The 19622-nt window shown below is 67.0% G+C and carries 17 protein-coding genes; 4 read left to right on the forward strand and 13 right to left on the reverse strand.

What is annotated here, in order from left to right:
• Positions 1-22: 22 nt before the first annotated feature.
• Both ACRCUN_RS04205 and ACRCUN_RS04210 read left to right on the forward strand, forming a co-directional pair.
• Complete coding sequence (locus ACRCUN_RS04205) at positions 23-1246, forward strand: NADH:flavin oxidoreductase (protein ID WP_462140401.1); 1224 nt, start codon at positions 23-25, stop codon at positions 1244-1246.
• Positions 1247-1253: 7 nt separating this feature from the next.
• Entirely contained in the window at positions 1254-2150 is an 897-nt protein-coding gene (locus ACRCUN_RS04210; RefSeq protein ID WP_462140402.1) for a diphosphate--fructose-6-phosphate 1-phosphotransferase, read from the forward strand.
• Here the strand turns inward: ACRCUN_RS04210 and ACRCUN_RS04215 are convergent.
• A complete protein-coding gene (locus tag ACRCUN_RS04215) occupies positions 2147-3934 on the reverse strand; it encodes a BamB-related PQQ repeat family beta-propellar protein (protein ID WP_462140583.1) in 1788 nt (595 codons plus the stop codon). The genes ACRCUN_RS04210 and ACRCUN_RS04215 overlap by 4 nt on opposite strands.
• A 67-nt stretch (positions 3935-4001) precedes the next feature.
• Between ACRCUN_RS04215 and ACRCUN_RS04220 the strand changes: the two genes are divergently transcribed.
• Positions 4002-6677, forward strand: coding sequence for an FHA domain-containing protein (locus ACRCUN_RS04220; protein ID WP_462140403.1), 2676 nt, complete (start codon positions 4002-4004; stop codon positions 6675-6677).
• A gap of 113 nt (positions 6678-6790) precedes the next feature.
• Here the strand turns inward: ACRCUN_RS04220 and ACRCUN_RS04225 are convergent, their stop codons facing one another.
• The 11 genes from ACRCUN_RS04225 to ACRCUN_RS04275 form a co-directional block, all read right to left on the reverse strand.
• A complete protein-coding gene (locus tag ACRCUN_RS04225) occupies positions 6791-7618 on the reverse strand; it encodes a beta-keto acid cleavage family enzyme (protein WP_462140404.1) in 828 nt (275 codons plus the stop codon).
• A complete protein-coding gene (locus ACRCUN_RS04230; RefSeq protein ID WP_462140405.1) occupies positions 7615-8403 on the reverse strand; it encodes a cyclase family protein in 789 nt (262 codons plus the stop codon). The genes ACRCUN_RS04225 and ACRCUN_RS04230 overlap by 4 nt, the downstream gene beginning before the upstream one ends.
• Positions 8404-8417: 14 nt before the next feature.
• Positions 8418-9707: an MFS transporter gene (locus tag ACRCUN_RS04235; RefSeq protein WP_462140406.1), complete on the reverse strand. Its 1290-nt coding sequence runs from the start codon at positions 9705-9707 to the stop codon at positions 8418-8420.
• 38 nt (positions 9708-9745) lie between these two features.
• The gene (locus tag ACRCUN_RS04240; protein ID WP_462140407.1) at positions 9746-11224 is read right to left on the reverse strand and encodes an aldehyde dehydrogenase family protein; all 1479 of its coding nucleotides are present in this window, start codon (positions 11222-11224) and stop codon (positions 9746-9748) included.
• Entirely contained in the window at positions 11224-12270 is a 1047-nt protein-coding gene (locus tag ACRCUN_RS04245) for an amidohydrolase family protein (protein ID WP_462140408.1), read from the reverse strand. Before ACRCUN_RS04245 ends, ACRCUN_RS04240 begins: the two co-directional genes overlap by 1 nt.
• 121 nt (positions 12271-12391) lie before the next feature.
• Positions 12392-13297 carry a LysR family transcriptional regulator gene (locus tag ACRCUN_RS04250; RefSeq protein ID WP_462140409.1) on the reverse strand — a complete coding sequence of 302 codons (906 nt, stop codon included), beginning with the start codon at positions 13295-13297 and terminating at the stop codon, positions 12392-12394.
• A 32-nt stretch (positions 13298-13329) separates the two neighbouring features.
• Positions 13330-13893 carry a pentapeptide repeat-containing protein gene (locus ACRCUN_RS04255; RefSeq protein WP_462140410.1) on the reverse strand — a complete coding sequence of 188 codons (564 nt, stop codon included), beginning with the start codon at positions 13891-13893 and terminating at the stop codon, positions 13330-13332.
• Between the two features lie 3 nt (positions 13894-13896).
• Positions 13897-14505: a GTP-binding protein gene (locus ACRCUN_RS04260; protein ID WP_462140411.1), complete on the reverse strand. Its 609-nt coding sequence runs from the start codon at positions 14503-14505 to the stop codon at positions 13897-13899.
• Positions 14486-14851, reverse strand: coding sequence for a DUF742 domain-containing protein (locus ACRCUN_RS04265; RefSeq protein WP_462140412.1), 366 nt, complete (start codon positions 14849-14851; stop codon positions 14486-14488). The genes ACRCUN_RS04260 and ACRCUN_RS04265 overlap by 20 nt, the downstream gene beginning before the upstream one ends.
• A 7-nt stretch (positions 14852-14858) precedes the next feature.
• Positions 14859-15266, reverse strand: coding sequence for a roadblock/LC7 domain-containing protein (locus ACRCUN_RS04270; protein WP_085146770.1), 408 nt, complete (start codon positions 15264-15266; stop codon positions 14859-14861).
• Positions 15263-18076, reverse strand: a complete 2814-nt coding sequence (locus ACRCUN_RS04275; RefSeq protein ID WP_462140413.1) for a HAMP domain-containing sensor histidine kinase — start codon at positions 18074-18076, stop codon at positions 15263-15265. The genes ACRCUN_RS04270 and ACRCUN_RS04275 overlap by 4 nt, the downstream gene beginning before the upstream one ends.
• Before the next feature lie 421 nt (positions 18077-18497).
• Here ACRCUN_RS04275 and ACRCUN_RS04280 point away from each other — a divergent pair, with 421 nt between their 5' ends.
• Complete coding sequence (locus ACRCUN_RS04280) at positions 18498-18962, forward strand: tRNA (cytidine(34)-2'-O)-methyltransferase (RefSeq protein WP_462140414.1); 465 nt, start codon at positions 18498-18500, stop codon at positions 18960-18962.
• A gap of 8 nt (positions 18963-18970) precedes the next feature.
• Here ACRCUN_RS04280 and ACRCUN_RS04285 read toward each other — a convergent pair whose 3' ends face one another.
• Complete coding sequence (locus tag ACRCUN_RS04285; RefSeq protein WP_462140415.1) at positions 18971-19612, reverse strand: nitroreductase family protein; 642 nt, start codon at positions 19610-19612, stop codon at positions 18971-18973.
• Between the last annotated feature and the right edge of the window lie 10 nt (positions 19613-19622).

Below are 19622 nucleotides of genomic sequence, written 5' to 3' on the forward strand. Positions count from 1 at the left end.
CATTGTGGCAGGCTCAGCTGCCATGAACACTCAGCCCAATGTGTTCACTGACGTATTCAGTGAGGCCAAGCTCGGCCCGGTGACCTTGCGCAACCGCATCATCAAGGCCGCCACCTTCGAGGCGTCGACGCCAGACGCGCTGGTCACCGACGATTTGATCAACTACCACCGGCTCCCCGCCGCAGGCGGCGTCGGGATGACGACCGTTGCGTACTGCGCGGTGTCGCCGGGCGGCCGCACCGACGGATGGCAGATCTGGATGCGCCCGGACGCCATACCCGGCCTGCTCAAGCTCACCGACGCCGTCCATGCCGAGGGTGCGGCGATCAGCGCTCAGATCGGGCATGCCGGACCGGTCGCCAACGCTCGGACCAACAAGGCGCAGGCGCTTGCCCCGGTCCGGTTCTTCAATCCGCTGTCGATGCGGTTCGCCAAGAAGGCCAGCCGCGACGACATCCGCGACGTGATGGAGGCGCACGCCAATGCCGCGCGGCTTGCGATCGACGCCGGATTCGATGCCGTCGAGGTGCACCTCGGCCACAACTACCTGGCCAGTTCGTTCCTCAGCCCACTGATCAATCGCCGCACCGACGAGTTCGGCGGATCGTTGGAGAACCGGGCGAAGGTGGCTCGGGGTGTGGTTCGCGCGGTCCGCCAGGCCGTCGACGCGTATGCGCCGGGCCAGATCGCGGTCACCGCCAAACTCAACATGAGCGACGGCGTGCGCGGCGGTATCTCCACCGAGGAGTCGTTGCAGACCGCGAAGTGGCTCGAAGAGGACGGTGCGCTCGACGCAATCGAACTGACCGCGGGCAGTTCACTGGTCAACCCGATGTACCTGTTCCGCGGCGACGCCCCGGTCAAGGAATTCGCCGGCGCGTTCAAACCGCCGATCCGCTGGGGCGTGCGGATGATGGGCAAGAACTTCCTGCGGCAATATCCCTACCGGGAGGCCTACCTGTTGCGCGATGCCAAGTTGTTCCGCGCCGAACTCAAGATGCCGCTGATCCTGTTGGGCGGGATCACCAACCGCGACACCATGGACCTCGCCATGGCCGAGGGTTTCGAGTTCGTCGCGATGGGCCGCGCACTGCTGGCCGAACCCGATCTGATCAACCGCATCAAGGCCGACGGCGAGGCGCACTCGATCAAATCGCTGTGTACGCACTGCAACCGGTGCATGCCGACGATCTATAGCCATACCCACTGCGTGGTGACTGGAGCCCCGGACGCGCTCGTGGGATAACCGATGCATGACCGCCAGCGACATCATGGTCACCTACCGCTACGTCCGGGTGAGCCTGGTCGCGCTGGTGGTGTTCCTTCTGGTCTCGGTCGGCCTGACCTGGCGGCAGAGCTGTCTACAGGGGTCGATCAGCGCGTTCTACTACACCCGTACGCATGCGGTGTTCCTCGCCGCGGTCTGTGCGATCGGAATCTGCCTTGTCGCCTACAAGGGCAGCCGCACCGGCGAGGAGGCCCTGTTGAACTTCTCCGGGTTCATGGCCTTTCTCGTCGCATTGATCCCGACCGGCGCCGCCGACCTGTGCGAGCCGTGGCTGCCGACCGAGACCGATCCGTTCGGCGGCGTCGCCAACAACGTCACGGCGCTGTTCGTGGCCGCCGCGGCAGGCGCGGCGCTGTACCTCGCGCTGGACCGCTGGCGCCCCTCCCAATCGCCGCCCACCGCATCGCAACCAGCCTGCGCCGAGGCGGCCACGCTGTGGAAGCGCGTGGCCACCGCGCTGTTGCGGATCGAGAAGTGGCTGCCGGCAGCACTTTTGGCGATCACCTTCGCCGGCGCGGTTCTGATGCTGTGGGACTGGTTCGCCGACCACGCACACGCCATCGCCGCCGTCGCGATGTTCTTGGCCATCACGCTCGTCGCGGTCTATCACGCGTGCTACGCCAGAGCTGCTGTGCGCCAGCGTCTTGCGCGGTTCTACGCGACGATCGCGGCGCTCATGCTTGGCACCGTGGTGGTGGCCGTCGTGCTCCTGATCCGCGACGTGCACTTCGGCGTGTTCGTGGTCGAGATCGTCCTCATTCTGTTGTTCGCGGTGTTCTGGGCCGTGCAGACCTGGGATGTCTGGGAGCCGCAAGACCGCTACCCCGACGAGGCGGTGCCCAACCTCGCCTACGCCGACTAATCGGCTCGGTAGCCGTCGATCTGCAGCGTGCGGCCGTCGCGCCGCAGCACCAGGACGGCGCCCGGGACCGGTACGAAACCCTCGACGGATTCGGCAGGCACCGATCCGGTCTGAGCACACGTCGTGCTGTCGAAGGTGCGCAGAGCGCCGTCGCCGCGGTAATCCTCGATGAGGAAGCTGGTCAGCATGGCGACGTAGGCCAGGCCGAAACCGTCGTCCTGCCCCGGCACCGCGGTGCCACCGGCATTGACCACACCGGGAACCTGACACCGTTGACGTCCGTCGGGGCCGAACAGCGTCAGCTTTCGTGCGGCGTCTTCGGCGCGCCACATGATGAAGTCGTCGCTGGGCCCGTGTGACTCGGTGACGTGGCCGAGCTGCGGCAGCGGAGTGACGGTCTTGTCGACGACGTTGACATACATCGGTGTGGCCGGCGCACCCAGCCCGGTGAACTGGAGCAGCAGCCCGAGACTGTTGACCGGGGTTGCCAACATGTCGAAATAACCTTGCTGCGGCCGTTCCGCCGGCCGCGGGATGTCGTGCAGAACCGCGTTGTCCCACAGCGTTTCACCGGTCTGCGGATCGAGGACCGTCAGCCTCACGTCGGTCGTATTGCCATCGTGGCAATAGGAGATCGAGACCAACCGTGACGAGGTACCCAGCGGTCGGCCGCCTCCGCACCCGCCATGCGGCGCCGGGCCCGTCCACAGTTCGCGTCCGGTGCGCATGTCGAAACGGGTGAAGCTGTCGTCGAGTTGGTTCCTGTCGACCACGAACGGTCCGGGTGCGCTGTACCGCGTTTTCTCCATCGCGGTTTGGACCAGTTGGCCGTCGGCGCTCGCCCACAGCTGCTCGCCGGTGACGGCGTCAAGGCCGGCGAGTGTGTCGTCGACGAATGCCACCACGGTCGCGCCGTTGTCGAACACCGCCATGCCGTTGACCGAGACGTCGCCGGGACCGCTCCTGGCGAAATGCCAGCGTTCCTTGCCGTCGGCGCCGTACGCCGTGATCCGCCGATTCTGGTACACGACGAAACCGGCTCCCGCGGAGGCGATGTCATAGTCGGGGCGATAGCCGTCCTCGTGAAACGCGTCGGCAAGCGCCACCGTGAACGTACGCGCCCCCAACTCGGCTGGCGGTGCCGGTACATCCACGCCGCCAGCCGTCGTGGCGTCGAGGTAGCGGCTGTCATCGCCGGCACGGAACGCGGCGACGGTCACCGCCGAGGCCGCCACCACCGCAACCGCCGCACCGATCGCGACCAACCGCAGACTGCTGCGCGTCAACCGCGGGAAGGCACTCGCGGCGAGCAGCGTCGCGATCGCGCCGGCAATGCTCAGCACCCACGCCGCCGCCGCGGTCGGCAACGCAGGCGTGACCGGCGCGCTGACCATCGCCATGCGGTAGAACGCGGGGATGCCCGGCGTGACGTAGGCAAAGAACAGCAGCGCCGCGATCGCCGCCCACGCGGCGGGCCCGCCGGGCAGGTAAGTATCGGGGCGGCGGCCGCGCCACACCGCGAAGGCCATCGCGGCCAGCAGCACCAGCGCCACGATCACCACCGCGATCCCGATTCCGCTCGGCAGCCCGTTGCCCCACCGGTGCAGGCCGCTGAGGTACCAGTCATCTGCACCGAGGCTGCGAGGCGCCGCCAAACGGCTCCAGGTTCCGAACACCGCGGCCCACACCAGCAACACCGCAGCCAGCCCGGCCAACACCATCGCTGCCGGACGCAGCGCGGTACGGACGCGTCCGGCTATCTCTTCCCGACCCACGCCGGCCATCGTCACATGACGCGACACCTTCGCGGCACAGCGGTCCCGGTGACAAGTACCGATAGAGTTGACCGCGATGAGCCGACCAGCCCCACCTGCGCTGACCGTTCGGTACGAGGGGTCGACCCGTACCTTCGCCCCCGGCAACGATGTTGTCATCGGCCGGGACCTGCGTGCTGATGTCCGCATCGCGCACCCGTTGATCTCGCGTGCCCACCTCGTGCTGCGGTTCGACCAGGGCCGATGGGTCGCGATCGACAACGGCAGCCTCAACGGCATGTACGTCAACGGCCGCCGGGTGCCCTCGGTGGACATCCAGGACGGTCAGGTCGTCAACATCGGCAACCCGGACGGCCCGCAGTTGACGTTCGAGGTGGGCCGCCACCAGGGTTCGGCCGGCCGCACCCCGACGGCCGCGGTCCCCGTCGCGAGCCGCCCCAGCACGTCGTGGCCCACCCAGGCGCCGACCGGCGGAGGCTGGCAGCAGCCCCATACGCAGCCGCCGAGCCCGCCACGGCCCGGCTACCAATCGGGTCCGCAGCGGTACCCCGCCGGTCCCCCTGCCGGATACCCGAACGGTCCGCAGACCGGCTATCCCAGCGGCCCCCACACGGGGTACCCGAGTGGACCGCAGACGGGCTATCCGAGCGGGCCGCAGTCATACCAGTCACAGCCGGTCCGTACGCCACCCCCGGCGGCACCCAACTCGTCGCAGGTACCGACCACGATGAGTCCGGCCGCCCGGCGCGGCAGTGAGCCGGTCGGCAATCTGGCGACCAGCATGCTCAAGATCCTGCGGCCCGGTAAGACCACGCCGGCCCCCGCGGGTGCGGTCAAGATCGGCCGCGCGACCGACAACGACATCGTCATCCCCGACGTGCTGGCCTCGCGCCATCACGCGACATTGATCCCGATGCCCGGCGGCACCGAGATCCGCGACGAACGCAGCATCAACGGCACCTTCGTCAACGGCACCCGGGTGGAGTCGGCCGTGCTGCACGAGGGCGACGTCGTCACGATCGGCAACGTCGACCTGGTGTTCAGCGGCGGCACGCTGGCCCGCGGCACCGAAACCGAGGCCGACACGCGCACCGGCGGACTCGAGGTGCGTGGCCTGACGTGGACGATCGAGGGCAACAAGACCCTGCTCGACAACATCTCGCTGGACGCGCGCCCGGGTACGCTGACCGCCGTCATCGGGCCGTCGGGCGCGGGCAAGTCGACGTTCGCGCGCCAGGTCGCGGGCTACACGCACCCGACAAGCGGCACGATCACGTTCGAAGGCCACGACGTCCACGCCGAGTACGCGTCGCTGCGGTCCCGTATCGGCATGGTGCCGCAGGACGACGTCGTGCACGGGCAGCTGACGGTCCGGCAGGCCTTGATGTACGCCGCCGAGCTGCGACTGCCACCGGACACCACCAAGGAAGACCGCGAACAGGTCGTCATGCAGGTGCTCGAGGAACTCGAGATGACCAAGCACCTCGACACCCGCGTCGACAAGCTGTCCGGCGGACAGCGCAAGCGCGCATCGGTCGCCCTCGAACTGCTGACCGGTCCGTCGCTGCTCATCCTCGACGAACCGACGTCAGGTCTTGACCCGGCGCTCGACCGCCAGGTGATGACGATGCTGCGCCAGCTCGCCGACGCGGGCCGTGTGGTGCTGGTCGTCACGCACTCACTGACCTATCTCGACGTGTGCGATCAGGTGTTGCTCCTGGCGCCGGGCGGCAAGACGGCGTTCTGCGGTCCGCCCAGCCAGATCGGCCCGGAGCTCGGCACCACGAACTGGGCCGACATCTTCAGCACCGTCGCGGGTGACCCGGCAGAAGCCAACCGCCGCTACCTCGCGCGTACACCTCCGGCACCGCCCGCGCCGGCGTCGTCGAAGCCGGCCGATCTCGGCAAGCCCGCGAAAACCAGTCTGAAACGCCAGTTCTCGACCATTGCGCGAAGACAGATGCGGCTCATCGTGTCCGACCGCGGGTACTTCATCTTCCTGGCGCTGCTGCCGTTCATCATGGGCACGCTGTCGCTGTCGGTGCCGGGCACCGTCGGATTCGGCGTACCCAACCCGATGGGCGACGCACCCAACGAACCGGGCCAGATCCTGGTGCTGCTCAACGTCGGCGCCATCTTCATGGGCACCGCGCTGACGATCCGCGACCTCATCGGCGAGCGCGCGATATTCCTGCGCGAGCAGGCAGTCGGCTTGTCGACAACGGCCTACCTGCTGGCCAAGGTCTGCGTGTACTCGATCTTCGCGATCATCCAGTCGGCGATCGTCACTGGCATCACCATCGCAGGTAAGGGCTGGGGTGAAGGTGCCGTGGAGCGCGGCGTGTTCATCGGCAACCGGTCGCTGGAACTGTTCCTCAGCATGGCCGCCACCACGGTGACCGCGGCCATGGTCGGCCTCGCACTGTCGGCGATGGCCAAGACCAGCGAGCAGATCATGCCGCTGCTCGTGGTCGCGATCATGAGCCAGCTGGTGTTCTCCGGCGGCATGATCCCGGTGACCGGGCGCGTCGGGCTCGACCAGCTGTCGTGGATCACCCCGGCCCGGTGGGGCTTCGCGGCGTCGGCGTCGACGGTTGACCTGATCCGGCTCGTGCCGGGGCCGCTCACCCCCAAGGACTCACACTGGGAACACACTTCGAGCACGTGGCTGTTCGACATGGCCATGCTGGCCGCGCTGTCGGTGTTCTATGTGAGCTTCGTGCGCTGGAAGATCCGCCTCAAGGGCGGCTGAGCCTTCTTCTTTGTCGTTTCCCCTTTGTCACGCTGGAGTGGCTCTCGGACTCGAGAGCCACTCCAGCGTGACATTCGGGGGGCGGCGAGGTCGGCAAGGAAGGTTGCGGGGGCTCAGGCCCTCGACAACTTCGGCAGCTTGAGCAGTGCCTCGGTTTCGTCGACCGACGCGACGGGCCGGTCGAGATCGCGGGCGAGCTGCACAGCGCGCTGAACCAAGGGCAGATTGCCCGGGCTCAACTCCCCCTTGCGAACGTGCAGCGTGTCCTCCAGGCCGGCGCGGGCGTTGCCGCCGAGTGCCAGCCCCACGGCCGTCAATTGCAGATTGGTTCTGCCGATGGCGATCACCTGCCAGATCGCGTCCTCGGGCAACCGGTGGACCATCGTCACCAGATTGGCGGCGGTGGCCGCCATTCCGCCTGCCACGCCGAGCACGATCGAGAACTGCAGCGGCCCGTCGCCGAGCAGACCGGCATCGCGCAGCCGCAGGCACGCGTCGAGGTGCCCCGTGTCGTAGATTTCCAATTCCGGTTTGACGCCCAATTCCCGCATGCGCCCGGCCAACCGATGCACCTCGACCGGCGGGTTGCGGAACTCACCGGAGCCGAAGCTCATGCTGCACGGGTTGAGGGTCGCCATGCGCGGCCGCAGCTCCACGAGTGCGGCGCGATGCTCGAACGGCACATCGAGGCCGACGCCGGTGGACAGCTGGATGAGAATGGGGCACCGCTCGGCGATGAGATCCATGGTGTGGCGGGCGATGGTCAGATCCGCCGTGGGCCGGTCGTGTGCGTCCCGCACGTGGATGTGCGCGACGGCCGCACCCGCGCCGTACGCTTGCGCGACCGCGTCGGCGATCTCCTGAGGTTGGGTCGGCAGATGCGGATTGTCGGCCTTGCTCGCGATGGGTCCCGTTGGGGCAACGGTGATGACGACGCTCATGATGACTCCGATCTATCGGGCACGATCGCGACGGCGCGGGTCCAACCCGCCGACGCCGCATGGATTTTCACGGGGAAGCACGCGATCTCGAACCCGCTGGCCGGGAGGCTTTCCAGGTTGTGCAGCTTCTCGATGTGGCAATAGCCGATCCGGCGGCCGGCCCGGTGCCCCTCCCAGATGACCGAAGGATCGTGCTCGCGGGCATACCGCTTGGCGGTGTGTACGAACGGCGCGTCCCAGCTCCAGGCGTCGGTTCCGGTCAGCCGCACCCCCCGCTCAAGCAGATACAGGGTGGCCTCGGCGCCCATGCCACAGCCCGATGACACGTAAGCGTCGGTGCCGTAGCGCATTCCGGCAGACGTGTTGACCACGACGATGTCCAACGGCCGCAGCTCGTATCCGATCCTGTCGAGTTCGCGGGACACATCGTCGGCGGTCGCGACATAGCCGTCCGGAAGATGACGGAAGTCCAGTTTCACCGCCGGTTGCAAGCACCACTCGAGCGGTACCTCGTCGATGGTGATGGCACGTGCACCGCCGTCCATCACCGACGAATAGTGGTAGGGCGCATCGAGATGCGTTCCGTTGTGGGTCGTGATGCGAACCCGCTCGATGGCCCATCCTTCCCCGTCGGGCAGGTCGTCGCGAGTCGCGCCGGGGAAGAACGACAGGATGTCACCAGCGGTGTCGTCATGGGTGTAGTAGTCGATCTCGGGCAGCAGACCCGGCGGATCGGATGCGATGCCGGCTTGCAGAGGTACCGAGATGTCGATGAGCGTGCGCATGGCGATGTCTCCTCTCACCGGGCCAGCCGCTTTCCGCTGGTTTCGCTCGTGCGCACCAGTACCAGCAGACCGAGCACCGCACACGCCGTACCCCAAAGCCCTGGGGCGGCATTCCATCCGGTGGCCGCGATCAGTTGACCGCACAGGTAGGGACCGAACCCTGCCGCGACGATGGTGCCCAGGTTGAAACCGATGGATGTGCCGGTGTAGCGATTGCGCCCAGGGAACAACTCGGCGAACGTGGTGTAGACCGCGGCTGAGACGAACGGTTCGATCGCACTGAACAGCAAAACAATTGGGACCAGTACCCATATGCCGGACGCGTGGTCGACCACCAAGAAGAGCGGCAGCGAAAGCAGTGCTGATGCCACGAACCCGATGGCCGCGATCGGCCTGCGGCCGCGCCTGTCGCTGACATGACCCATGAGCGGAAACAATCCGGCACTGATCAGGAGCACGATGCCGAGCATCGAGTACACCGCCACCGGCTCGAAACCCTGCGCCTGCACCAGGTGGATGCCGAGGTAGAGCTTGACCAGAAATCCGGGGCCCAGCACGGCGATGGTCAGGCCGGCCACTCGTAGTACGTCACCTAGATGGCGGCTCAGCACGTCCCGCACCGGTGTGCGGCTCACGTCGGCATTCTCGACGATCGCGACAAACTCCGGGCTGTCCTCCAGGCGCAGCCGCAGAAACAGGCACCCGACGGTCATTGGCAGACACAACAGGAACGGCAGCCGCCAACCCCAGTCCGCCATCTGGCGCTGATCGAGTGCCGCAGTGGTCGCGGCCACGACCACCGCGGCCGAGGCGAACCCGAGCCCGATGCCGAGCGCGGGAAGGGATCCGAACAGACCACGCCGGTGAGGCGGCGCCATCTCCACGATGTAGGTCTGAGCGCCGGTGAACTCACCACCCGCCGATACGCCCTGCAGCAGCCGCAACACCAAAAGCAGTACCGGCGCGGCGAGCCCGACGCTCGCGTACGTCGGCAGTACGCCGATCAGCGTCGACGCCACGCCCATCAGGAATATCGTGGCCATCAGCACACTGCGCCGGCCCAACCGATCTCCCAACGCGCCGAACAGAATTCCCCCGGCAGGCCGGGCCAGGTATCCGCCACCGAACACCGCGAGTGCGGCCAATGTCGACGCCGCCGGATCGTCGGCCGGAAAGAACTGCGGCGCAAATACCACCGCGAGAAAACCGTAGATCGTGAACTCATAGAACTCGGCGGCGCTGCCGACCGAGCTCGCGACGGCAGCGCGGCGCAGGGTCGGCGAGACCGCGACTGATGTTGGCATGAAGCTTCCTTCCTCGTTGAAGGATGGGTGGGGTGATGTCAGGATTCGCACACGGTGACCGAAGGTGCCCAGCGCGGGATCGGCGCTGCGCCGGACGGCATGCGAAGGCTTTTGCTGTAACCGAATTCGTGCAGTGTCTCCATGGCGTGTTCGCGCCCGTAGCCGCTGTGGCCGACACCGCCGAACGGTGTTCCGATGAACGCGCGATGGTAGTGGTTGACGAACACCATGCCGGCGCGGATGGCTCGCGACACCCTCATCGCCCGCTCGGCGTCAGCGGTGAATACGCCTGCCACCAAGCCGAATTCGGTACCGTTGGCGATTTCGACGGCTTCATCCTCGGTTCGGAACGGGATCAGGCACGTCACCGGACCGAAAATCTCCTCGGTGGCGATCCGCATGTCGGGCCGCACCCCCGTGAACAGGGTAGGGGCAACGAAATGGCCTTCGGCCAACCGCGGGTCACTTGGCAGAGCGGCCTCGGCACGCAGCGTGGCGCCCTCCGATCGCCCGACGGCGATGTACTCCTCGACGCGGCGCCGCTGCTGCGCGGTGACCAACGGGCCCACATGGGTGTCCGGGTCGGCGCCGTCGCCGACGCGCAGGCGGGTCACCGCCGCGGCCAGCCGGTCGGCAACCTCGTCGTGAATGTCGTTGTGCACCAGGATGCGGGAGGCTGCGGTGCAGGCCTCACCCTGGTTGAAGAACGCGGCTTCGACCGCCCATGGGATGGCCGAGCCGAGATCGGCGTCGCCGAATACCACGAACGGGTTCTTGCCGCCCAACTCCATCAGCGTGGGCGTGAGGTTGTCGGCTGCGGTCTTCAGCACGGCCGCCCCGGTGGACGGCGCACCGGTGAAGGAGATCTTGCCGACGAGCGGATGTCCGGCCAGCGCCGCGCCGGTCTCCCCTCCGCCGGGCACGACGTGCACGACGTCGTCAGGCAGGATCGATTGGGCGATCTCGATCATCCGCAGCACCGAAAGTGGCGCCTGCTCAGGCGGTTTGAGGACGACCGCGTTGCCGGCGGCCAGCGCGGGCGCCAGTTTGCCCGCGGTGTGCAGCGGCGGCCAGTTGAACGGCACGATCGCCGCGACGACACCGAACGGCTCCAGCATGGTGATGTCGATCGTGGGCCCGGCGTCGCGCACGGCACCGGGCAGGCTTTCACACAACGCTCCGAACAACTCGAAGATCGCGACGGCCGCCTCGAGATCGAATTGGCGAGCCTGCGTGAACGGTTTTCCGTTGTCGGTGGATTCGAGCCGGGCTATCTCATCGGCGTTGTCACGGACCGCGGCGGCGATTCGGCGCAACCACCCCCCGCGTTCGCGTCGGCTGCGAACCTTCCAACCGTGATGGGCGTCGAACGCTGCACGCACGGCGGCGTCGACCTCGCCTGCTCCGCTCCCCTGGATCGTGGCCACCGTCGTGCCGGTCGCCGGGTTCTCGACGGCGAACCGCTGCGCGGGGTCGTCCGATGACCAACGCACGCGGGTCAATTGAGCTGTTGTCATCACTGTTCCTTCCTGACCAGGTGCACCCGGTCGACAGGTATGAGGTGGAGATCGGCCGCGTTGCCGCACGCGATGGCAGCCACGTCGACGGGGTCGAGGCCACCGGCTCGTAGGGCTCCCAGGGGATCGGGCTCGCCCATGTCGAATGGGAAGTCCGATCCAAGCAGGACGCGCTCGGCACCTGCGACGTGGACGAGCCGGCGTAGCGCTTCGGGGGTGTGTACGAGCGAGTCGAACCACATCCGCCGCAGGTAGGCACTGGGTGGGGCGAGGCATTCGCGGGCATCGCGCCGGTTGTGCCACGCGTGATCGGCGCGTGCGGCGAAGGCGGGGAGATATCCCCCGCCGTGCGCGGCGATGAACCGCAAGCCCGGATACCGGTCGAGCACGCCGCCGAAGATCAGGTGCGAGAGGGCGACCGCGTGCTCGACGGGCTGACCGACGGAGTTTGCCAGGTACCAGCGGTCGAGCCGCTCGTCGAGCGTGCACCCCCACGGGTGCAGCAACACCACCGCACCGAGGTCACATGCGGTGCGCCAGAGCGGTTCGAACCGGGGATCGGAAAGTTCGACGGTGCCGCCACCGGAAGCGACTGCGTGCGAACTCATCTCGACGCCTTTCAAACCGTGATCGAGCACTGCGCTTTCCAGCGCGGCCACCGCGAGGTCGGGATGCTGCATAGGCACCACGCCAAGGCCGGCGAGCCGGTCGGGCGCGAGCGCGCAGTGTGCGGCCACGCCGGCGTTGGTCGCCTCAGTGAGCTGTGCGGCCAGGTCTCGGCCGGCCCAGCCGTGATACTGCGTCGGCACCACGGACACCAGTTGCACATCGATCCCGGTCGAGTCCATCGCCGCCAGCCGTGCGGTCACGTCGGTAAGCAATTCGCGCAGCTGGGCCGACTGTTCGATGTTGACCGCCGCGGACCGGGTGCCCAGCCGTCGCTGTTCGAGCTCGGCGGACTCCTGGTACCCGCGATGCGCACGGGCGAGTTCCTCGACCTCGTCGAGCCACACGTGCGCGTGGACATCCAGCGTCGACGTTGCCATCGATAGACCTCCCGGAGAGTTGGGATGTGAGAAGCGGAAATTTCGCTGTCATCGATTCTCAAATCGCCAACACAAGAAAGGAAGCCAATTCTGGCTATGGCATGTATAGATGCCGTCTATATCAAAGGGTGAGCTCGGAAAGACACTGTCGCAGCCACGCATGCGCGGGATCCGCGTCGTGCATCGGATGCCACCAGAACGCCTCCACGAGTGGGAGCGCTTCGAACGGGCATGGCAGCACACGGAATTCGGGACCCGCCGCGCTGAGCGCGGCGACCCTGGACTGCACCAGCGCGATCGCGTCCGATCCGCGCAGCAGCTGAGGAAGCGCGAGGAACGACTCGGCGACCGCGCAGACACGTGGGACGACCCCGAGAAGTTCCATCTGCCGCCAAGCCGCGGCTCTGCCGAGCGGATCGACAAATGTCGTCACCCACGGCAGCGCCTGCAGGTCCTGCATCGTCAGCTGCTCACCGACGCGTGTGTTGTCGGCCGACAACACACACACCCATTCGTCGGTGTAGAGGTCGAGGCGACGCGGGAGATCCAGATAGCCGTGCGGCATGAACACCCCGTCGACCGTGCGATAGAACTCGTCGTCGCGGCTCAGCGCCGATGCCGTCACCGGGGTGAAGCGGATACGCGCACCGGCTGCCTCCCGCGACAACCGCGCCACCAGTGGTCCACCGGCGACGCTCATCCCGTGGTCGGACGACACGATCGTGAACTCGCGCCGTGTCTGCGCCGGATCGAATTCGGCCTCGGCACCGAACACCCGCTCAACGGCGGCGATCGCCACGCTCGTCAACGGCACGAGCTGCTCGGCGAAATGCGTGAGCACGTAACGGTTGCCGGATCTCGTCAGGAGCGCATCGCCGAAATGCCTGCGCAGCCGCGCGAGCGAACTCGACAGCGTGGGCTGGCTACGACCGAGCCGCGTCGCCGCACCGCTCACACTGCGCTCGGTGAGCAACGCGTGTAGCGCATACAACTGCGGGAGGTCGAGACCGGACAGCGCGGGGTCCATTCACGACCTCCGATGCGGGACGGCCACGCCGATCACCCGCCGTGCACGTCCAGGCCGTGCGCGGCCGAGTACGCCAGCGCCTGGGCGATGTCGATCTTGGCGCCACGCAGTTTCGCGGTGGTCCAGAACGTGGGATCGACGCGGGCGCCACGGAGATCGGCCTCGTCGAACTTGGCGTCCTGCACCCGCGCACCGGTCAGGTCGGCCTGGCGCAACACCGCCTTGCGCAGATCCGCGCCGACGAGACTGACCTCCCGCAGCCGGCAATCCGACAGATCGACATTGCGCAGATCGCAGCCGCCGAGCACAGCCAGGGTCAGATCGGACTCGATGAGCTTGACGGGCCGCAGCCGACATTCGGTGAACACCGAGCCGAGCAGACTGCAGTTCGTGAAAGTGCTGTGCCACAGCGTGGCCCGGCGGAACGTGCAGTTGCGGAATGCCGACCCGAAATGCTCGGACTCCGACATGTCGACGCCACTGAAGTCGCACTCGGTGAAGACGACGCGCTCGGTGCGCAACCGGCTCAAATCCTCCTCGCGGAAGTCCACACCGGTGAGCTCGCGATCCTCCCAAGCCTGTTCGCCAGTAGCCACGCCTCAGCCGGGCAGTGCGGTGAGCGTGTTGAGCGAGTACTCGGTGACCGCGATCAGGGCGGCCTTCGCCGAGTTGCGGTCGCGCGCGTCGACGCTGATCACCGGAATGTGGTCGGCCAGCGCCAAGGCTTTACGCACCGCCTGCGTGGGATGCTTTGGGGCGCCGTCGAACTCGTTGACCGCGACGATGAAGGGCAGTTTGCGGGCTTCGAAGAAGTCGACCGCAGCAAAGCTGTCCTGCAGCCTGCGCACGTCGACCAGGATGATCGCGCCGATCGCCCCGCGCACCAGGTCGTCCCACATGAACCAGAACCGGCGTTGCCCTGGCGTGCCGAACAGGTACAGCACCAGGTCCTCGTCGAGGGTGATGCGGCCGAAGTCCATCGCGACTGTCGTGGTGCGCTTGTCGGGTGTTCCGTCGAGCGCGTCGACACCCTCGGAGACGTTGGTGACCAACGCTTCCGTGCGCAGCGGCATGATTTCCGAGACGGCACCTACGAACGTCGTCTTGCCTGCGCCGAATCCGCCGGAGATGACGATTTTCGTAGAGGATGAGCGCTTGCGCGAAGACCCTGGGGAGGATGAGCGCCTATCAGAGTGCTCGTAGGCCACGCAGGGTCCTTCCTATCAGTTCACGGCGTTCGTCGAAGGTCGCCGAATCGTCGAGGGTGGTATGCACCCGTAGATAACCCTGCGTCACCAAGTCCCCGATCAGCACGCGCGCCACGCCGAGCGGTAGGGACAAATGTGCTGCGATTTCCGCCACCGACGGGCTGTCGGTGCACAACTCTACGATCTGGCCGCGCACATCGCGCCCAGGCCACCGTGGATCGCTCGGCGTGTCGAGCGTTTCCACCGGCGCTTCCAACGGCAGATGGATGCGCGTGTCGGTGCGACCGGCTGTCAGCGTGTAAGGACGCACCAAGCTCGGTCGATCGGCGGGTTCAAGTTGGTCCACTGGCCGCTCACGAAGGTTGGGGGGTACGCCGTGACGACTGCACCACGGCGCCCACACGTTCCACCAGGATTGCCATCTCGTAGCCGATCTGGCCGATGTCGCACGACCGGCTCGCGAGCGTCGCGAGATTCGAGCCGTCACCCACCCGCATCAAAAGCAGGTAGCCGTTTTCCATCTCGACCACTGACTGCATCACATAGCCGCCGTCGAACAGCTGCGCGGCGCCGGTGGCCAGGCTCGCGAGCCCCGACGCCACCGCGGCGAGCTGATCGGCGCGCTCGATCGGCATGTGCTCACTGGCCGCCATCAGCAGGCCGTCGGCCGAAACCAGCACCGCGTGGGACACCCCGGAGACCTCGCGGGCGAACTTGGACACCAGCCAGTCCAGGGAATCGCGCTGCGTCGGACGGGTCATTCGTTATCGGTTCCTCTGGTCTCTCGGGCATGCAATCGGCCGGCGTGGACCCCGCTGAAATGGTTGCTCATGCTCGCACGGACAGCCTCGGGATCGCGTGGCTGAAACACCGCAAAAATGCCGCTGTCAGGTTCGTCCGCCGATGCTACCGCCTCGACACCGTTGTCGTTTCGGTGAGCACCACCGTTGCGGTGACGGCCGTTCGGCTCATCTGACACACCGGTAACTGCGGCCACGCCACCGGGCACCAAGCGGGCACCCGGCGTACGCATCGGCAGCCCCTCTTCGGTGTGCTGTTCGACGGGTGCGTCCTGGGCCGCCGCGGCGACCGACCAGCCCTTCTCCCACACCGTCTTCCAGTCCAGATCGGAGCTACGCACATGGGTGGCCGGATCGATCGCGAACTCCGACAGCATCGACTGGTAGATCGCGTCACCGTCGCCGGTGGTCGACGCAGCCTCTTCCGCGGGCTGTTCTGGTTCGTACGATTCGACCGGCTCGGCCGGCGGATGCACGCCATTGGTGGCTGCGGTGCGGGACGCGAAGAACGACGCCGTGTTGGTGGGCACCGCGTTGGTAGGTGCCGGGCGATCGGCTTCGTTCGGGTCGACGGGCCATTGCTGCGGCCATTCGGTGACCGGTTCTTCGGCGGCCGCGGAGGTATCTGCCGCCGCATCGGATTCGACCGGCGCGAGGCTGCCCGGCATCTCCGAGATACCGCTGGCTCCGGGGTTGCGTTGCGGTAGGAGTCCGAACGGCACGTCGGCCGCGTGCCCGTTGAGGTGGTACTCGGACTGCTCGGCCGCGCCGCTCGGCTCGGCGTCGAGTGAGAGGGCCGCCGCGATCCCGGCATGTGCGTCGACCGGGGTGCCGTACGAACGATCGCCCGTCGCTCCACCCGTCACGCCGTCACGCACCAGCAGCTCGGCAGGCACATAGACGCCCGCGGTCGTGCCCGAACTCGGCTCTTCGGCGATTGTGCTGCGCAGGCGCACCACCAGACCATGCTGGGTGGCCAGCCGGCCGACCACGAACAGGCCCATATGCCGCGCGGTGTACGGGTTGACCTCGCCGCCGGACTGCAGGCGGATGTTGGCGACCCGCAGATCGGACTCGGTCATGCCGAGGCCGACGTCGCTGACCTCGACGACGAGTGCGCCGTTGCCCGCGAACACCGCCGAGACCCGTACCTGGGAGATCGGCGGTGAGTAACGCAGCGCGTTGTCGAGCAGCTCGGCGAGCAGGTGGATGAGGTCGCCGGCCACCGATCCGACGATCTCGGCATCGGCGACAGTCGCGGTGACGACGCGGGTGTAGTCCTCGACCTCGGACGCCGCGGCATTGATGATCGTGTCGATCGCCACGGGTTCGGTGTGTTCGCGCGCGACCTTGGAACCGGACAGCACCAGCAGGTTGGCGCCGTTGCGTCGCATACGCGCAGCCAGGTGGTCCAGCCGGAACAGGCTCTCCAGGCGATCGGGGTCGTCCTCGTTGCGTTCCAGCTGGTCGATGAGGTTCAACTGCTGATCGACCAGAGATCGGCTGCGCCGCGACAACGTCTCGAACATGTCGGAGACCTGCAGCTGCAGCTGAGCCTGCTCACCGGCGAGGAACACCGCCTGCTCATGGAGCTCGTCGACGGCGTGGGCGACCTGGCCGACCTCTTCGGTGGTGTGTACCGGCAGCGGCGTGATGGGCGCGGGCTCGCCGCCCGCACGCACCCGTTCGATCTCCTTGGCGAGGTCCTCGTGCGCGACCTTGAGCGCGCTGTCGCGCAGGGTGCGCAACGGCCGGACCAGCGACCGCGCGACCAGCAACACGATCACGAGCGCGCTGATCACGGCCGCGGCAACGAGAACCGCGTCGCGGATGGCGTCGTTGCGGGCGTCGGCGGCTTCAGCCTCGACGGCACCCGGAATGTCCGTCGTGGTGTCGGCGATGATCTGCTCGGCGATCGCGTTGGTCGTCTGCAGCGATGCCAGCAGCTCCTGATTGCCGACGAGCGGGATTCCCGGATTCGACATCATGGCCATGCGCTTGACCATCTCGGCGCGCAGCGTCGCTGCCTCTTCGGAGGCACCGCCCAGCAACTTCGTCAAGGCCGCGACCGTCGACGGCTCCGTGCCCGCCATCGTGATCATCGAGGTGCGCAGGACCGGCTCCGGTTCATCGGCGCCCCGGTTGACCATCATCTGCTGGATGGCCATCTGCCCGCGGGCGCCGATCGCCCGGGCCAACGCCTCGACCTGCGCCTGCACCTGCTGGTCGTCGCTGTGGGCCGATCCGGTGACCGCGGCCTCGGCGGTGAGCAGCAGGGGCGCGTAATTGATGATGCGCTGACGCAGATCGATGGAGTTCGACATCACGGCGTCGACAAGTTCCTGGCCCTTGCCGAGAAGATTGCCGACCGCCTGATCGACGTCCTCGACGACCTCGGTCGAGTCGAGCCGCTGCTGAAGATCGGATTTGCGCGCGCCGAACGTGGCCAACGCATCCTGGCCGTCGCCGCCCTCGGTCGCCGCGACGAGTGCGTCCTCCATCGCGGCCATGTAGTTACTGATGTCGGGGATCAATTCGGCGCGGTCGGCGGCCAGCCGGAGGTCGGCGGCCTCGGTGGCACTGGAGTAGATCCGCAATCCACCGAACGTGGCAGCCAGAATGAGCGGAACCAAAACGATCGCGATAACTTTGCGTCGAACCGGCCAATTCGCCGGCGACCAGCGAGCGGGACGCTTGGCCGGCGCGGTTGGTGTCGGGTTGAATTCGACGAGCGTGCCATCCGCCTGTTTCAGCTGGGTGAAGGCGGTCATCGGCGCCCAACCGTGCTATCGGCGGCGCGGCCGCATTTCAGTCCTGGGGCGTGATTCATAAGGCTTCCTGCTGTTTCCGCCCACGCTCGGGCGGGCGTCAAACGCCTGGCAATTGCACGAGTATGACAGCCAGGCGCGAGCGTTTCCACAATTCTTACTGAACAGACAGAGTTCGTGACCGAGCCGTAGCGCAGTTGTGTGGTAATCGAGCAAACATTGACGTGATCGCTGTTGTATATAGGCATTCACCGACCCCGGCGAGCGCGCTTCCCTCCACTCACAACGACAATCGGCCGGCACGCCGATCACCGTGTCGAATCCGGGCATGGATGGGCGGATCGGCGATACCGCGAACGGCGAATGCTGACCTGTGCGCCGCTGGCCGTAATCTGCCGATCACGCGGACGAACCAGGAGGGCGCTTGTTCAGGCTGATGTTCTATTCACCGCGGATCGCGCCCAATACGGGCAATGCGATCCGCATGGTGGCGGCCACGGGGTGCGAACTACACCTCGTGCAGCCGCTCGGCTTCGACCTGTCCGAGCCGAAACTGCGCCGCGCCGGCCTGGACTATCACGATCTCGCGTCGGTGACCGTGCATGACGACCTGCCCGCGGCCTGGGAAGCCGTGATGCCGGCCCGGGTGTACGCGTTCACCGCGCACGCGTCGGCGTCCTTCGCAGATGTCGCCTATGAGCCGGGCGATGTGTTGATGTTCGGCCCCGAACCCACCGGTCTCGACGACGAAACCCTCGCCGATCCGCACATCACCGCGCGGGTGCGGATCCCGATGCTGGCGGGCAGGCGGTCGTTGAACCTGTCCAACGCCGCCGCCGTCGCCGCGTATGAGGCATGGCGCCAGCACGGGTTCACCGGCGCCGTGTAAGAGTCAGCTCACCAGGTGTCCCAGTGCGCGAACTGCTCGGCAGGCAGCCGCTTGGCCTTCTTGAAGTCGGTGCCCTTGGTGTAGGCGATGGGGAACAACCCCGCCTGCGCGTACTGATCGAACGGAATGCCGAGCACCTCGGCGGCCTGCTTCTCGCCGTCGCCGAGCAGATGCAGCGTCGTCCACGCCGAACCGAGGCCCCGCGACCGCAACGCGAGCATGAAACTCCATACCGCGGGCAGCAGCGAACCCCAATACGAGGCGCTCATGCCTGCGGGCGCACCGTCCGGGCGGCCTTCCAGGCACGGCACCAGAAGCACCGGCGCATTCTCGAAGTTCTCGTTGAGGTATTTGGCCGAACTCGTCACCGCATCCATCTGCTCGTCGCGGATGTCACCCCGCTCTGGCTTGGGCAGGTCCAGATACGGGTTGGCGTTGGTCCGGTAGATGTCGGCCAACGCCTTCTTCTTTGCGGGATCCTCGACGAAAACCCATTGCCAGCCTTGCGCATTCGATCCAGTCGGCGCCTGCAGGGCCAGGTCGAGGCACTCCATGAGCACCTCGCGCGACACCGGCTTTTCGAAGTCGAGTCGTTTGCGCACCGATCGGGTCGTGGTGAGAAGTTCGTCAACGGTCAAGTCGAGGGTCATGTCGCGAGAC

Source organism: Mycobacterium venezuelense (genome assembly GCF_054919535.1).

What these genes read in the sequence shown, in the direction of transcription:
- ACRCUN_RS04225 (WP_462140404.1), bottom strand. Translation starts at nt 7,618, where the DNA reads ATGAGCGTCGTCATCACCGTTGCCCCAACGGGACCCATCGCGAGCAAG.
- ACRCUN_RS04285 (WP_462140415.1), bottom strand. Translation starts at nt 19,612, where the DNA reads ATGACCCTCGACTTGACCGTTGACGAACTTCTCACCACGACCCGATCG.
- ACRCUN_RS04245 (WP_462140408.1), bottom strand. Translation starts at nt 12,270, where the DNA reads ATGGCAACGTCGACGCTGGATGTCCACGCGCACGTGTGGCTCGACGAG.
- ACRCUN_RS04205 (WP_462140401.1), top strand. Translation starts at nt 23, where the DNA reads ATGAACACTCAGCCCAATGTGTTCACTGACGTATTCAGTGAGGCCAAG.
- ACRCUN_RS04220 (WP_462140403.1), top strand. Translation starts at nt 4,002, where the DNA reads ATGAGCCGACCAGCCCCACCTGCGCTGACCGTTCGGTACGAGGGGTCG.
- ACRCUN_RS04275 (WP_462140413.1), bottom strand. Translation starts at nt 18,076, where the DNA reads ATGACCGCCTTCACCCAGCTGAAACAGGCGGATGGCACGCTCGTCGAA.
- ACRCUN_RS04250 (WP_462140409.1), bottom strand. Translation starts at nt 13,297, where the DNA reads ATGGACCCCGCGCTGTCCGGTCTCGACCTCCCGCAGTTGTATGCGCTA.
- ACRCUN_RS04230 (WP_462140405.1), bottom strand. Translation starts at nt 8,403, where the DNA reads ATGCGCACGCTCATCGACATCTCGGTACCTCTGCAAGCCGGCATCGCA.
- ACRCUN_RS04270 (WP_085146770.1), bottom strand. Translation starts at nt 15,266, where the DNA reads ATGACCCGTCCGACGCAGCGCGATTCCCTGGACTGGCTGGTGTCCAAG.
- ACRCUN_RS04235 (WP_462140406.1), bottom strand. Translation starts at nt 9,707, where the DNA reads ATGCCAACATCAGTCGCGGTCTCGCCGACCCTGCGCCGCGCTGCCGTC.
- ACRCUN_RS04215 (WP_462140583.1), bottom strand. Translation starts at nt 3,934, where the DNA reads ATGGCCGGCGTGGGTCGGGAAGAGATAGCCGGACGCGTCCGTACCGCG.
- ACRCUN_RS04210 (WP_462140402.1), top strand. Translation starts at nt 1,254, where the DNA reads ATGACCGCCAGCGACATCATGGTCACCTACCGCTACGTCCGGGTGAGC.
- ACRCUN_RS04240 (WP_462140407.1), bottom strand. Translation starts at nt 11,224, where the DNA reads ATGACAACAGCTCAATTGACCCGCGTGCGTTGGTCATCGGACGACCCC.